The 14294-nt window shown below is 52.7% G+C and carries 10 protein-coding genes and 1 other RNA gene; 10 read left to right on the top strand and 1 reads right to left on the bottom strand.

The window, feature by feature from the left end; genetic code table 11:
• Positions 1-6 precede the first annotated feature (6 nt).
• On the top strand, positions 7-1119 hold the full coding sequence (gene alr, locus C2U37_RS17550; RefSeq protein ID WP_171865750.1) for an alanine racemase: 1113 nt from the start codon (positions 7-9) through the stop codon (positions 1117-1119).
• A gap of 91 nt (positions 1120-1210) precedes the next feature.
• Here alr and C2U37_RS17545 read toward each other — a convergent pair.
• Positions 1211-1339: non-coding RNA, RtT sRNA (locus C2U37_RS17545), on the bottom strand.
• Positions 1340-1870: 531 nt separating this feature from the next.
• Between C2U37_RS17545 and C2U37_RS17540 the strand changes: the two genes are divergently transcribed.
• Genes C2U37_RS17540 through C2U37_RS17500 form a run of 9 tightly spaced genes read left to right on the top strand, consistent with a single transcriptional unit; the run spans position 1871 to position 14062 of the window.
• Positions 1871-2461, top strand: coding sequence for a restriction endonuclease subunit S (locus tag C2U37_RS17540; protein WP_233768420.1), 591 nt, complete (start codon positions 1871-1873; stop codon positions 2459-2461).
• Between the two features lie 50 nt (positions 2462-2511).
• Complete coding sequence (locus C2U37_RS17535) at positions 2512-4035, top strand: type I restriction-modification system subunit M (RefSeq protein ID WP_104452783.1); 1524 nt, start codon at positions 2512-2514, stop codon at positions 4033-4035.
• Positions 4025-4975 (top strand): restriction endonuclease subunit S, encoded by a 951-nt coding sequence (locus C2U37_RS17530; RefSeq protein WP_199770466.1) that lies wholly within the window; start codon positions 4025-4027, stop codon positions 4973-4975. The genes C2U37_RS17535 and C2U37_RS17530 overlap by 11 nt, the downstream gene beginning before the upstream one ends.
• A 30-nt stretch (positions 4976-5005) precedes the next feature.
• Positions 5006-6619 (top strand): IS1634-like element ISAs25 family transposase, encoded by a 1614-nt coding sequence (locus C2U37_RS17525; protein ID WP_049636888.1) that lies wholly within the window; start codon positions 5006-5008, stop codon positions 6617-6619.
• A gap of 12 nt (positions 6620-6631) precedes the next feature.
• A complete protein-coding gene (locus tag C2U37_RS17520; RefSeq protein WP_199770465.1) occupies positions 6632-6985 on the top strand; it encodes a restriction endonuclease subunit S in 354 nt (117 codons plus the stop codon).
• A 13-nt stretch (positions 6986-6998) separates the two neighbouring features.
• Positions 6999-8249: an SIR2 family protein gene (locus C2U37_RS17515; RefSeq protein WP_104452782.1), complete on the top strand. Its 1251-nt coding sequence runs from the start codon at positions 6999-7001 to the stop codon at positions 8247-8249.
• Positions 8246-9979: an ATP-binding protein gene (locus tag C2U37_RS17510; RefSeq protein ID WP_104452781.1), complete on the top strand. Its 1734-nt coding sequence runs from the start codon at positions 8246-8248 to the stop codon at positions 9977-9979. Before C2U37_RS17515 ends, C2U37_RS17510 begins: the two co-directional genes overlap by 4 nt.
• On the top strand, positions 9976-13266 hold the full coding sequence (locus tag C2U37_RS17505; protein ID WP_233768419.1) for a type I restriction endonuclease subunit R: 3291 nt from the start codon (positions 9976-9978) through the stop codon (positions 13264-13266). The genes C2U37_RS17510 and C2U37_RS17505 overlap by 4 nt, the downstream gene beginning before the upstream one ends.
• Before the next feature lie 4 nt (positions 13267-13270).
• Positions 13271-14062 carry a M48 family metallopeptidase gene (locus C2U37_RS17500; RefSeq protein WP_005344801.1) on the top strand — a complete coding sequence of 264 codons (792 nt, stop codon included), beginning with the start codon at positions 13271-13273 and terminating at the stop codon, positions 14060-14062.
• Positions 14063-14294 lie beyond the last annotated feature (232 nt).

Below are 14294 nucleotides of genomic sequence, written 5' to 3'. Positions count from 1 at the left end.
CGACCCATGATGAACACAGTTACGGCCAGCATCGATATCGATGCACTCCAGCACAATTTCACCGTGGTGCGCCGCCATGCCCCCCACAGCAAGATCATCGCGGTACTCAAGGCAAATGCCTATGGCCATGGGCTGCTGCAGGTGGCCCACGCCCTCGCCCAGGCCGATGCCTATGCGGTGGCAAGGGTCGAGGAGGCGCTGGTGCTGCGTGCCAACGCCATCACCAAGCCCATTCTGGTGCTGGGAGGCTTCTTCAGTGCCGAGGCGCTGCCGCTGCTGGCGAAACACGAACTGCAAACCACCTTGCATACCTGGGAGCAGCTGGCACTGCTCGAGCAGGCCAGTCTGCCCGCCCCCATCAAGGTGTGGCTCAAGCTCGATACCGGAATGAACCGGCTCGGGCTGCGCACCCTGGAGCTGCCCGCCTTCATCGAGCGGCTGAGCCATTGTCGCAACGTGGTGCAGCCGTTCCATCTGATGACGCACTTCAGCCAGTCCGATGAGCAGGATACCCAGGCCACCCGGCTGCAGATCGAGGAATTCAACCGCCTCTCTGCTCATCTGCCGGGCGAGCGGGCCATGGCCAACTCCGCCGGCATCCTCGCCTGGCCGGCATCGCGCAGCGACTGGATCCGACCCGGCCTCATGCTCTACGGCGCCTCCCCGTTTACCGGTCAGCTTGCCGCCGACCATGACCTGCGCCCGGTCATGAATCTCAAGAGCCAGCTCATCGCCACCCGCGCCTGCCAGCAGGGCGAGGCGGTCGGCTATGGAGGACACTGGGTGGCGGATCGAAATACTACCCTCGGCGTGGTGGCCGCGGGATATGGCGATGGTTACCCCCGCATGGCGCCCGAAGGTACCCCCATGCTGATCAATGGCCGCCGGGTGCCCATCGTGGGTCGGGTTTCCATGGACATGATCACCGTCGATCTGGGGCCGGCGGCCAGCGACAAGGTGGGAGACGAGGTGACGCTGTGGGGGGAAGGGTTGCCGGTGGAACAGGTGGCCGAAAAGATAGGCACCATCCCCTACGAGCTGCTGACCCGCCTGACCAGCCGGGTCCATCTGACGCACTGTGACAAACGCGAACAGATGCCGATGTTGAAGCTGGCCTGAGCAAGCGGTCTGAGACCGGCCACAGAGAAGTGTCAAACCAGCCCTTGATAAACAAAAGGCCCCGTCTTTCGACGGGGCCTTTTGTTTTATTTGGCGGTGAGGGAGGGATGATTCGCCACTGCGTGGCTCACCCCTTCGGGGCGGCCTGCGGCCGTTCATCGCAGCAAGCTGCTCTGCTCGAACCCGGCGAGGGTTCTCACCCCCCCTCTTCGAGATGAGCTGATGACACTTCCCCAAAGCAAAAAACCGACCATAAGGTCGGTTTTTTGCAATTTGGCGGTGAGGGAGGGATTCGAACCCTCATTCTCACATGTTGCAGCACAAATATAACCTTCAATTTCAATAACTTACGCAATTATCGGTAGCTATAAAAGCTATGTAATTGTCTCAGGTAATTGCTATGAGACTTATTGTACTTTTATATAGAAAATTAATTAAATGTCAACCACATAGGTTGTGGCAATTCACTGCGTTGTTGATCACGGACAATTAAGTTGGAAACCGACAATTGAGTTGGAAACTCAACGGCCCTGCAACAGCAGGGCCTTTTTATTTTTTGCGGTGATTAACTGTAATTAAATTACAAAATGATCTCGGTTGGATCTTTCAGGCAGGTCAGGGTCTACCTCTTGTCAATGGCACACATAAAAGCATCATTCCCATTGATGCAAAAATAATGGGCATTGATATTGACTCAGTAGCGTCAGATGCGACACACTGTAACTGCATCATTAACGATGAAGAGATTTTTGTGAAGCTGAACCAAATTGCCACCATCAGTGCTGGGCACCCCTATCGCGGCAAGATCCCGGAGATCGATTCCGGCAGCATGGCCGTGGTGCAGATGAGAGATGCCTCGCCAGAAGGGGGGGTTGACTGGTCTGCCTGCCTTCGTTCTGAGCCTACCAGCAAGAAGGAGCCTGACTGGCTGCAAACCGGCGATATCCTGGTGGCGGCCCGTGGCAGTACTAACTATGCCGTGCTGGTCGATACCGGGCTTGCATCATTGCCCGCCGTAGCCGCCCCTCACTTCTATGTGGTGCGGTTGCATAGCGAGGCGCTCAGTCCCGAATTTCTGGCCTGGCAGCTCAATCAGTCCCCTTGCCAGCGCTACTTCGAGCTTCACGCCGAAGGCAGCGCGGCAAAAAGTATTCGCCGTCAGGTGTTGGAGGAGGCCCCTATCGGCATCCCGTCTCTTGCGAGACAGGCCGCCATCATGAAGCTGGCCCACAGCCTGCGTGAAGAACGAAATCTGATGCAACAACTGCAACGTAACGGCGAGCAGATGATGCAGGCCATCGCTGCCAGCCTGCTCGAACAATCCGATCAGCTAGCGAAATAGTTTCGCTGAGCAGCCCATTTTTCCAAGAAATACCCAAGGAATTGTGACTTATGACTACCTCGATAAACCAGGACGATATCAACAAGGCCCTCTGGTCTGCCTGTGATACCTTCCGGGGCACCATCAGTGCCGATACCTATAAAGATTTCGTGCTCACCATGCTGTTCCTGAAATACATCTCCGATGTCTGGCAGGATCACTACGATGGCTACAAGGCCGAATATGGCGATGAGCCGGAGCTCATTGAAGAGATGCTCAAAAACGAGCGCTTCGTGCTGCCCAAACAGGCCAGCTTCTACAGCCTGTTCGAGCGTCGTCACGAGCCGGGCAACGGCGAGCGGATCGATCAGGCGCTGCACGCCATCGAAGAGGCCAATGGCACCAAGCTCAAAGACGCGGGCAAGAGCGTGTTTCAGGACATCAGCTTCAACACCGACCGCCTCGGCGAAGAGAAGCAGAAAAACACTATACTGCGTCATCTGATGGAAGACTTTGCCAAGGATGAGCTCAACCTCAAACCGAGTCGGGTCGGCACCCTGGATGTGATCGGCAACGCCTATGAGTATCTCATCAAGAACTTCGCCGCCAGCGGCGGCCAGAAGGCGGGGGAGTTCTATACCCCGCCCGAAGTTTCCGATCTTATCGCCGAGTTGCTGGAGCCGATGCCGGGCGACACCATCTGCGATCCGGCCTGTGGCTCGGGGTCACTGTTGATGAAGTGCGGCCGCAAGGTGGTGGCAAACCATGGCGAGAAGCACTACGCCCTCTATGGGCAGGAGGCCATCGGCTCTACCTGGTCGCTGGCCAAGATGAACATGTTCCTGCACGGGGAAGACAACCACAAAATCGAGTGGGGCGACACCATCCGCAACCCCAAGTTGCTCGATAAAAACGGCGATCTGATGCGCTTTGATATCGTGACCGCCAACCCGCCGTTTTCGCTGGATAAATGGGGTTATGAGGAAGCGGGGAACGATAAGTTCGGTCGCTTCAAGCGCGGGCTGCCACCCAAGACCAAGGGGGATTACGCCTTTATCCTCCATATGATTGAGACCCTCAAACCCAAGAGTGGTCGCATGGGGGTCGTGGTGCCTCACGGCGTGCTGTTCCGGGGTTCCAGCGAGGGCAAGATCCGTCAGCAGCTGATCGACGAGAACCTGCTCGATGCGGTGATCGGCCTGCCAGAGAAGCTCTTCTATGGCACCGGCATCCCGGCCGCCATCCTGATCTTTAAAAAGCAGAAGGTGGATGACAATGTGCTGTTTATCGATGCCAGCCGTGAGTTCAAGGCGGGTAAAAACCAGAACCTGTTGAGTGCGGACAATATCGCCAAGATCGTCGCCACCTACCGCAACGGCGGCAATGTCGATAAATACGCCTATCTCGCCTCGCTTAAAGAGATCAAGGAGAACGACTACAACCTCAATATCCCACGCTATGTGGATACCTTCGAGGAGGAAGCCGAGATCGATCTGCTGGCGGTGCGGGCCGAGCGCGAACAACTGAAAACCCAACTGGCCGAGCTGGAAATCGAGATGGCTAAGTATCTGGAGGAGCTGGGCTATGGTGCCTAAGGGGTGGACGGTTGGTACATTAAGTGAATTAGCAGATACCGTTATGGGGTTCGCATTTAAAAGTAGCGACTTTACTCCTACGGGTATTCCTTTGCTCAGAATGGGTAATTTATATCAAAACAATTTAGATTTTGAACGAAATCCAGAATATCTACCTGAGTCATTCAAGGATGAGTATGCTAGATTTCTGGTGAGACCTGGTGATCTGGTCATGTCTATGACGGGGACTATGGGTAAACGCGACTATGGATTTACAGTAGAAATACCATCTCATGCGCCCGATTCACTATTGAATCAGCGAGTAATGAAATTTGTTCCTAAGAAAAAAACAAGTGCTGGTTATTTACTAAATTTACTGCGAAGTGAAGTGATTCTTTCACGATTATATTCATTCCCTGGGGGCACAAAACAAGCTAATTTGTCTGCAAAGCAGGTGCAAGAACTTGTAGCGCCAATACCTCCTCTACCCGAACAAAGAAAAATTGCCAATATCCTATCCACTTGGGATAAGGCTATCAGCACCACCGAGCAACTGCTGGCCAATAGCCAGCAGCAGAAAAAGGCGCTGATGCAGCAACTGCTCACCGGCAAAAAACGCCTGCTGGATAACAATGGTGTGAGGTTTAGTGGGGAGTGGAAATTCCAAAGCATTAGTCAAATTTCCAAAAGAATCCAGCGTAAATCTGATGGTGAAGGTCATCCTATTCTCACTATTTCATCTTTATCTGGGTTTGTTAGGCAGGATGAACGCTACAGTAGATATATGGCTGGTGAGAGTGTTAAAAACTACATTCTTTTGAAAAAAGGTGAATTTGCATATAATAAAGGAAACTCAAAAACCTACGAGTTTGGCTGCATTTTTGATCTTGATAGTTATAAATCCGTCATTCCGCACCTGATTTTGCTATTTTCAGTGCTTGACGGCGATCGGCCGTTCTGATCTATTACTCTCTTTTGCAGGTAGATCATCATGGCCGCACCCGCTATCTCGATCCGTAACCTCGATCACCTTGGTTTGGTCGCCGCACTCTGCCAGGAACTGGGCATTGCCCGCATGATCGATGCCTTGCTCCCCAAAACCCCGCCTTTCAAGGTCTCACATGGTGAAGCCTTGGTCGCCATGATAGTGAACGGCCTCGGCTTTCACAGCAGCACCCTGCACATGTTCCCGCAATTCTTCGCTAACAAGCCGGTTGAGCGCCTGATTGGCCCCGGGATCTGTGCTGATGACCTCAATGATGATGTGCTCGGTCGCTGTCTCGATGCCCTCTTTGAGGCCGATGTCAGCGCCTTGTATCAGGTGATGGCGGCGCAAGTTGTCGAGCGGCTGGGGCTCAAAAGCACCGCAGTGCACCTCGATATTACCAGCTTCCACGTCGATGGCGCCTATGACTGTGCCGATGGGGATCTGGTCGGTAAGCTGCAACTGGTGCGTGGTTATAGTCGTGATCACCGGCCAGAGCTGAATCAAGTGATCCTTGAGCTCATCTGTGAAAATCAGGCCGGCCTACCTGTCTATATGCAGGCCCTGAGCGGCAATAGTAATGACACCAAAGCCTTTGCCCAGACCGTTCGTCGCCATTTGAGCAGTCTCAAGGCCGCGCAGGAGTGCCGTTATCTGGTCGGCGATGCCGCACTGTACTGCGCCGATACCTTGCAATTACTGGCGCAACAGCAGCAACTATTTGTGACCCGGGTGCCCGTCACTCTCAATGAGGCAAAGCAGGCCGTGGCAACCATAGGTGCACAACCGCTGACCGCTCTGGGCAATGGCTATCATGGCCGTTGGCAACACGCGAATTATGCCGGGGTCGCGCAACGTTGGTTGCTGGTGCGCAGCGAACAAGCCAGCCACCGCGAGCAGCAGACATTGGCCAAAAACCTGCTCAAAGACAGTACCCGCGAGCTCAAAGCCTTCGCCAAATTGTGTGCCCGACGCTTTGCTTGTGAGGCGGATGCCCAAGCTGAGTTGAGCTGTTTTACCGCCAGCTTGATGCTGCTGCAACTGGATGCCGAAGTGGTAGGTGAACCCGTTTATACAGGACGTGGCAGACCCAAGCGTGGCGAAGAGCCAATTGGCCATCAGTTTCAAATCACTGGGTTGGCGGCAACTAGCCTGGCTTGCGTTGAAGAGGCCCACAACCAGACCGGGGTGTTCATCCTGGCGACCAATGACCACAGCGATACGCTGACCATGGCCGAACTTTTGGCCACCTATAAAGCGCAGCAGAATGTCGAACGGGGCTTTCGTTTTCTCAAGAGCCCGGAGTTTTTAACCTCCTCACTGTACCTGAAAAAGCCGGAGCGGATTGAAGCGTTGCTCATGGTGATGACCTGTAGCCTGATGATTTACGCAGCGTTGGAGCACCGGATCCGGCAGGGATTAGTGGAGCAGAATCGCAGTGTGGCGGATATGAAAAAGAAACCGACCCAGCAGCCGACGGCCCGTTGGATCTTTTTGCGCTTTGGTGGCATCCATGAATATCGACTGGGAGAAGCTCCGCCACAAGTAACGGAGCTAACAGGAGACCAGCAGATCATTTTGGAGGTATTGGGTGAGCGCTATCGGCAAATTTATTCCTAAATCAGGTGCGGAATGTCGGATAAATCTGGGTTGGTACCCCACGTGTATGTGTGTTTCAAACTTCATCAAGGGCTTAGCCACCGCTATTTCAAGTACCTTTTTGAAGCAGACTACCTTAAACCTCAGCTTGGTGCCTTGGTAAATACGGGGGTCAGAAACAACGGGCTGCTGAATATTAAACCTTCTGAGTTTATGAATACCAAAGTTCCAGTACCATGTTTCGATGAGCAGGAGCAGATTGCCGATGTTCTTCATGCATCAAGCGAAACCATCAATAAGCTGCAACTGAAGCTTGACGCCTTAAAGCAAGAGAAAAAAGCCCTGATGCAGCAGTTGTTGACGGGTAAGCGCCGCGTACAGCTATAAGGAGATTTGAAATATGACGAAACCGTGCACCCTGTCTTTTTTCTCTGCGGATTCCAAACTGGTTGATGAACAAGAGATTCCGCTGGCGATTGAAGTAGGGAAGGATGACGAAAAAGCTAGATTGGCGCCATTTCACAAGTTCATCAATCAGTTAGTTGATGCTGAGAATTTAATCGTTCTGGCAGGGTCAGGTACTTCGCTAACTTTCAATCAAAAAGAGCAGGATAATATTGCGCCCAGCATGGGCGATCTATGGCGTATCTGTAGTGACTTAGATGCTAGCCGATTTGATAAAGTCTTGAAGGCTGTCAAATATTCAGATGTGGCAGAGAAATGGGACGATGGAGAGCAAAAAAATGATATTGAATTGCTGCTCTCATTGTGCGACTCCTACCTTACTCTGAAGTGTTTATCATCGGCCGATCAGGAATGTGTCGAGGCTTTTTTGAAAGCGGCGAAAGTTGCTATTTTGGAGCACACCAACTTTGTTGATCGTGTTGCAACTGATGGGTGGACTGCTCACAATACCTTTGTCGGTGTATTAGGGCGCAGGTCACCAAAGCAGAAACGGCTAAAGCTATTTACGACCAACTATGATCTAGCATTTGAAATGGCAGCCTCGAACACAGGGATGATTGTTATTGATGGCTTTGAGTTTTCAAATCCATCTCGATTCAATCCCGCATGGTTTCACTATGACATAGTGAACAGAAGTCAAGCCACAGAAAAAGGTGGGGCTTACCTGCCGAATATAGTGCATCTGTACAAAATTCACGGGTCTGTAGATTGGGTCAGGACTAGCCAAGGGGTTCAAAAACGCAGCGCATTAAACACCACCGAAGGTGAGCCAGTGTTCATTTATCCTAGTAGCTCCAAATATCAAAGCTCCTATGACTCTCCCTATCTGGATATGATGGCTGCGTTTTTAGATGCACTGCAAAAGCCAAAAACGGCACTGCTCTGCATTGGGTTTGGCTTCAATGATAAGCATATCAATAGCGCAATCACGATGGCGCTACGCACCAACCCTGAATTGATGGTTATGGCTGCAACCAAAGATCCATTCAGCGTAAATGGTTCATTTAATTCAGCGATACGATCTCAATTAATGAACGTCATTAAGGCTGGTGATTCAAGAGTTGCTATTGCTGATTGCACTTTTGATGTGTTTGCTAGCCTTTTGCCAAATCGACATAAACCAACCCCTGAGGAAAGCTTGCTCAAAGCCTTTGAACTGGTTGTTCAGCGTGGGGGCGCGGTATGAGCGAAAGTTGGTTTTCTCCGCATGATAGTAATCGCCGAATCGGTAGCCTAGTCGATATGTCTGCAACCGAGGCCAAAATTAATTTAACCAAGGCTGGTTCTGGTGAACAGACTTGGATTCTAGGTACTCGTATTCCGGTTGGTGAAGTTAATGAATTTGTTTTCATCGACTGTGGACAGCTTTCTATCCTCGCTCGGGTCGTTAAAGTTTGGCTAGAGAATGGCGAGCGTCTGAGTGTTGAGGGTTTAGATGATAGCCATCCCAATAATAATCCGATTGGGATTGTGCAACTGCTGGTAAGTGTTGATGTTGAAACTGGCTTTAACCATCGCGGGGTCAAGCAATACCCTCGCTTGGGTGCTCAAGTCTACGCGGCTCACCCTAAGTTGGTTTCGATGTTGGCCGAAGGTGTACTAAACACAAGCGCAAATGATTTACAGTTGCCTATTGCAGAAATGCCGCATGATTCCTCTGTCAATATCGGCATTACTCCAGAAAAATTATTCTCCAGACATTGCGCCATTCTAGGATCTACCGGTGGTGGTAAAAGCTACACCATGGCAAATCTAATGGAAAATGTGTATGAGCATGGTGGGAAGATCTTGCTCATCGATGCCACCGGTGAATATGAAAATTTGCCATGTGAAAGCTATTACGTAGGCGAGAACACGAACGCAAAAGATGGTCAAAAGGTGACATACCCTCATTGGATGTTCACCGATACTGATTTGCGTGCTTTATTACGACCATCTGCTCAAAGTCAGGCTCCGAAATTGGAGGCTGCGATTCAAAGTCTCAGAGTTGTAACTCAGTACTACCAAACTGCTAATCATGGTTTGCCAATCAGCACAAGTTATACCATGGAAAAAGCAGGTAGAACTAAAGCAAACTTTGAAAATGCAGTTCAAGCTATTAGCACGTTTGAGAGTAAAATACCGTGGTCTTTCTCATGTCTTGCTAAACAAATTATTGAAGAGTGCATCTGGCCAAACGGTGGAACAGCACAAACACCTAGGCCTGAAATATGGGGAGGGCGTGCTGATAATGATGTCGGTCATTGTTTGAACCTGATCTCTCGAATTCAAGCTATGTCAGCAAACCCTAATTTTAGGTGGATGATTGATAGTGATAGTTCGCTGAAAAATATACCTGCTTTACTTGATGAATTTTGCGAGTTTCCCGATGCGAAAATTCTTCGTCTAGATTTGTCTGCTATACCATTTGAGGCTAATGCCAGAGAAATTCTTGTCAACGCAATTGGTAGAAGGCTTTTATTATGCGCTCGTAACACTAAAGTTAGTCATGAAAGTCCACTGCTCATATTTATTGATGAATCTCACCAGTTTCTAAATAAACGGGTTGGAGATGAAGCATCGAAATTAGACCTGGATGCTTTTGGGGATATTGCAAAAGAAGGTAGGAAATATGGCCTAAATGTAATCATTGCCACACAACGCCCGCGTGACATTCCTGAGGATGTATTAAGCCAGATAGGTACTCTGATTGTTCATCGTTTGACCAATGAAAAAGATCAAGAGATTGTGAAAAGAGCTGTAGGGTCGATTGATCAGCGTTCTGCATCATTTTTACCTGTTCTTGGGCAAGGTGAAGCTCTTTTGCTTGGGGTTGATTTCCCTTTTCCAATGACAGTGAAAATTAAGTCACCAAAATCGAAACCTCAATCCAGAAGTGCAAATTTTTCATCTGCATGGAAAAAGGATCGACGATGATGCAACTAGCACCGAAATTTCAAGAAGAGTACAGCGCCAAGATCCCGGCCCTGACCCTGTTGACCCAGCTGGGCTGGACTTTCCTCTCCCCCGAACAGGCGCTTATCGCAAGGGATAACAAGGCCGATCAGGTAGTGCTGCGTCAACAGCTACGCAGCGTACTGGCCGAGCGCACCTTTGTGTTTGCGGGCAAGACCTATCCGCTTTCCCCTAAGTCAGTGGACAATCTTGTGAGCGAGCTGTGTAGCCCGGCCCTGAATGAAGGATTGCAGGCGGCCAACGAGCGGCTCTATAACCACTTGCTCTATGGCATGTCGGTCACCGAGTTTGTTGATGGCAAGAAGGTGAGCCCAACCATCCCCCTTATTGACTGGCACAACCCGCAGAATAACCGCTTCACCTTCACCGAAGAGTTTCGGGTTACTCGCGCAGGCGGCATCGAGTCGCGTCGCCCGGATATCGTCTGCTTCGTCAATGGCTTGCCCTTGGTGGTGATTGAGGCCAAGCGCCCGGATGGCAACGCCAAAAAAGGGCCGACCATCAAGGAGGGGGTCTCTCAAAGCCTGCGCAACCAGCGCCCCGACGAGATCCCGCTGCTGTTTGCCTACAGCCAGTTGTTGCTCTCCATCAATGGCATCGAGGGGCGATATGGCACCTGCGGTACGCCGGAGAAGTTCTGGGCCGCCTGGCGTGAGGAGGACATCGGTGATGGCGAGATGACAGCCATCAAAAATCAGCCGCTCTCATCCGAACAACGCTCTGCCCTGTTTAGCCACCGGCCCGCCGCCGATCTGGGCTGGTATCAGTCCCTAGTTGCGGCTGGCGAGCTGGCCGTCAGTGATCAGGATCGGCTGCTCATCAGCCTGCTCTCGCCGGAGCGGCTGCTGGAGATGACCCGGCTGTTCACCCTGTTTGACAAGAAGGCGGGCAAGATAGTCGCCCGCTACCAGCAGGTGTTTGGCATCAAGCGGTTAATCGAGCGTATCAACCAGAAACGTCCAGATGGCGGGAGAGAAGGTGGGGTGATCTGGCACACAACTGGTTCGGGCAAGTCGTTCACCATGGTGTTCCTCAGCAAGGCGCTGATCCTGCACGATAGTTTGAAACAGTGTCGCCTGTTGGTGGTGACCGACCGGGTGGATCTGGAGAGCCAGCTCAGCAAGACCTTCGCCTCCAGCGGCGAACTTGCGGGCAAGAAAGATAAAGAAGCGGCCATGGCTACCTCGGGCAAGCGGCTGGCCGAGCAGATCGGTAAGGGCAGCGAGCGGATCATCTTCTCGCTTATTCAGAAGTTCAACTCAGCGACCAAGTTGCCGGAGTGCATCAACAAGAGCCCGGATCTCATCGTGCTGATCGATGAGGGCCACCGCAGCCAGGGGGGCGAGAACCATGTCCGCATGAAGCTGGCATTGCCCAACGCCGCGTTTGTGGCTTTTACCGGCACGCCGCTTCTCAAGGATGACAAGACCACCAATAAGTTTGGCCCCATCGTCCATGCCTACACCATGCAGCGGGCGGTCGAGGACAAGACGGTGACGCCGTTGCTCTACGAGGAGCGCATTCCCGATCTGGAGGTCAACGAGCGGGCTATCGACAGCTGGTTTGAGCGCATAACCCAGGGGTTAAACGAGCAGCAGCAGACCGATCTGAAACGCAAATTTGCCCGCAAGGGCGAGATCTACAGCGCGGAAGATCGCATCAAGCTGATTGCGTTCGATATCGCCAGTCACTTTTCAAACCACATTGTCGAGGGGCTCAAGGGCCAGCTGGCCTGCGATAGCAAAGCCTCGGCGGTGCTCTATAAAAAGTACCTCGACGAGGCGGGGCTGTTCGAGTCGGCGGTGGTGATGAGTCCGCCCGACAGCCGGGAAGGCAACACCGAGGTCGATGAATCGACCACACCGCTGGTCACTCAGTGGTGGAAGGAGAATGTCGGTGCTCTCTTTGGTTCTGGGGATGAGCAGGCGTACACCAGACATGTCGTGAATCGTTTCGATCAGGATGACGACCTCAAGTTGCTGATCGTGGTGGACAAGTTGCTGACCGGCTTCGATGAGCCAAAGAACACAGTGCTCTATATCGACAAGCCACTCAAAGAGCACAACCTGATCCAGGCGATTGCGCGGGTCAACCGGCTGCACCCGAAGAAGCAGTTCGGTCTGCTTATCGACTATCGCGGCATCTTATCCGAGCTGGATACCACTATCGGCAAGTATCAGGATCTCGCTTCCCGCACCCAGGGCGGCTATGACGTTGACGACCTCAAAGGCCTCTACAACCAGATGGGCACCGAATATAAGCGGCTGCCTCAGCTCTACCAGACCCTGTGGAACATTTTCGCCGGGGTGAAGAACAAGCAGGATATCGAGCAACTGCGTCAAGTGCTGGTGCCCAAGATGGAGGAACTGGACGGCGAACTGGTGGATGTGAACCTCAAGGTGCGAGAAGACTTCTACGAGGCGCTCACGGCGTTTGCCAGTTGCCTGAAAGTGGCGTTGCAGTCGGCCTCTTTCTTCGAGGACAGTGCCTTTAGCGAGGCGGATCGCCGTCACTACAAGGAGACGGTGAAACAGCTCTCCAGCCTGCGCCAACTGGTGCAGCAGGATGCCGGTGAGAAGGTTGACTACGACGAATATGCCGAGCAGGTGAAGAAGCTGCTGGATAAGCATGTGGTCGGTGTAGAGGTCAAAGAGCCGGGTGGCGTCTACGAGGTCGGCAAGATGGGCCAGCAGCAGCCAGAAGAGTGGAACGAGAACAAGACCCGCAACGAGACCGACATCATCAAAACGCGGGTCAGCCGCATGATTGAGCAGGAGCTACGAGATGACCCTTACGCCCAGGAAGCCTTCTCCAAGCTGCTGCGACAAGCTATCGAGGAGGCAGAGAAGCTGTTCGAGCACCCGCTCAAGCAGTACATGCTGTTTCGGGAGTTCGAAGAGCAGGTGCAGGAGCGCCGCCTGAGTGACATACCTGACGCCTTTGCTGGGCATCGCCACGCTCAGGCCTACTTTGGGGTGTTCAAAAAGGTACTGCCGGAGGTGTTCGCCATTACCGACAGCCAAGTACAGGATAAGTGGATAAAGCTGGCCTTCGAGATCGATACGGTCGTGGATGCGTCTGTGGCCGAGCACTCCATCAACCCGCAGAACATCGAGGCGGGTATTCGCAAGAAACTGTTGCCGCGCATGTTCCAGGAGTGCAAAGCAATCGGCAGTGGTATGGAGCAGGCCAAGAAGATCGTCGAGATGGTGGTGCAGATCACCCGAGTCGGCTTGAGCGGAGTCTGATCAGATGAATGTGCCTATTCGGGCCAAGGGCGATGCTCAGGCCCAGGCTCCAGCTCCATCCTTTAGCTTTCGCTACGGCGATGAGCGGATCGCCTTCGAGCGGGTGCAACGGAGACAGGCTAGCGGCAAGGTGCTTATCAAGGTGCATCCCGATTGCCGCGTCGTGGTCTCGGCCCCGCGTGAGGCGGCTGATGAAGCGGTTCTCGCAGCGGTCAAGCAGCGCGGACGCTGGATCTACGAACAGTTACGCGACTTTCGCCAGCAGTTGGAGCACGTCACCCCACGCCAGTACATCAGTGGGGAAAGTCACTATTACCTCGGCAAGCAGTACCTGCTCAAGGTGATCGAAGCCCCTAATTCGGTGCCGGGGGTCAAAATGCTGCGTGGCAAGCTGGAGGTGTCGGTCAGGAGCCTAGTCACTGATAGCGCAAAGAGAGCCGAGAAAGTCCATGCACTGCTCGCTGACTGGTACAAGGCCCGTGCCAAAGAGGTGTTTGCCAGACGCCTCAATGCCATGCTCGATCAGGCCATCTGGGTCACCGAGCGTCCGCCACTGCGCATCCTGACCATGCAGACCCAGTGGGGCAGTTGTTCCCCCAATGGCCGGATCACGCTTAACCCGCATCTTGTCAAAGCGCCCCGCGAGTGTATCGATTACGTCATCCTGCACGAGCTCTGCCATATTGCCGAGCACAACCACAGCGAGCACTTTTACCGGCTGATGGGTCAGGTGATGCCCGGTTGGGAAAAGACCAAAGCGCGGCTGGATGGGATGGCTAATCGCTTGTTGACGTGAGTTATCCGCTCGTCAGTCACCCACAGCCCGGCAGACCACCCTTGCCGGGCTGAATTTTTTGGTATGGATGCATTGATTACTCTTCGCATGGAGCCTTTTGTAGCCAAAAACGGACATTTTTTCTGAGCGGAATCATCAATCGCTTCAGAATAATGTTCTACCTGATTACCCATGATTAGCAGTCAGTTACCACGAACTATACTGATCTTACGTACAGTTATCGAGGTGCGAG

This window comes from Aeromonas sp. ASNIH1 (assembly GCF_002934285.1).
Lineage (GTDB): Bacteria > Pseudomonadota > Gammaproteobacteria > Enterobacterales > Aeromonadaceae > Aeromonas > Aeromonas caviae.
This window is presented reverse-complemented; position numbering and strand designations above follow the sequence as displayed.

Coding starts and splice junctions, on each gene's coding strand:
- alr (WP_171865750.1), top strand. CDS start 7: ATGATGAACACAGTTACGGCCAGCATCGATATCGATGCACTCCAGCAC.
- C2U37_RS17535 (WP_104452783.1), top strand. CDS start 2,512: ATGACTACCTCGATAAACCAGGACGATATCAACAAGGCCCTCTGGTCT.
- C2U37_RS17530 (WP_199770466.1), top strand. CDS start 4,025: ATGGTGCCTAAGGGGTGGACGGTTGGTACATTAAGTGAATTAGCAGAT.
- C2U37_RS17525 (WP_049636888.1), top strand. CDS start 5,006: ATGGCCGCACCCGCTATCTCGATCCGTAACCTCGATCACCTTGGTTTG.
- C2U37_RS17520 (WP_199770465.1), top strand. CDS start 6,632: ATGTCGGATAAATCTGGGTTGGTACCCCACGTGTATGTGTGTTTCAAA.
- C2U37_RS17515 (WP_104452782.1), top strand. CDS start 6,999: ATGACGAAACCGTGCACCCTGTCTTTTTTCTCTGCGGATTCCAAACTG.
- C2U37_RS17510 (WP_104452781.1), top strand. CDS start 8,246: ATGAGCGAAAGTTGGTTTTCTCCGCATGATAGTAATCGCCGAATCGGT.
- C2U37_RS17505 (WP_233768419.1), top strand. CDS start 9,976: ATGATGCAACTAGCACCGAAATTTCAAGAAGAGTACAGCGCCAAGATC.
- C2U37_RS17500 (WP_005344801.1), top strand. CDS start 13,271: ATGAATGTGCCTATTCGGGCCAAGGGCGATGCTCAGGCCCAGGCTCCA.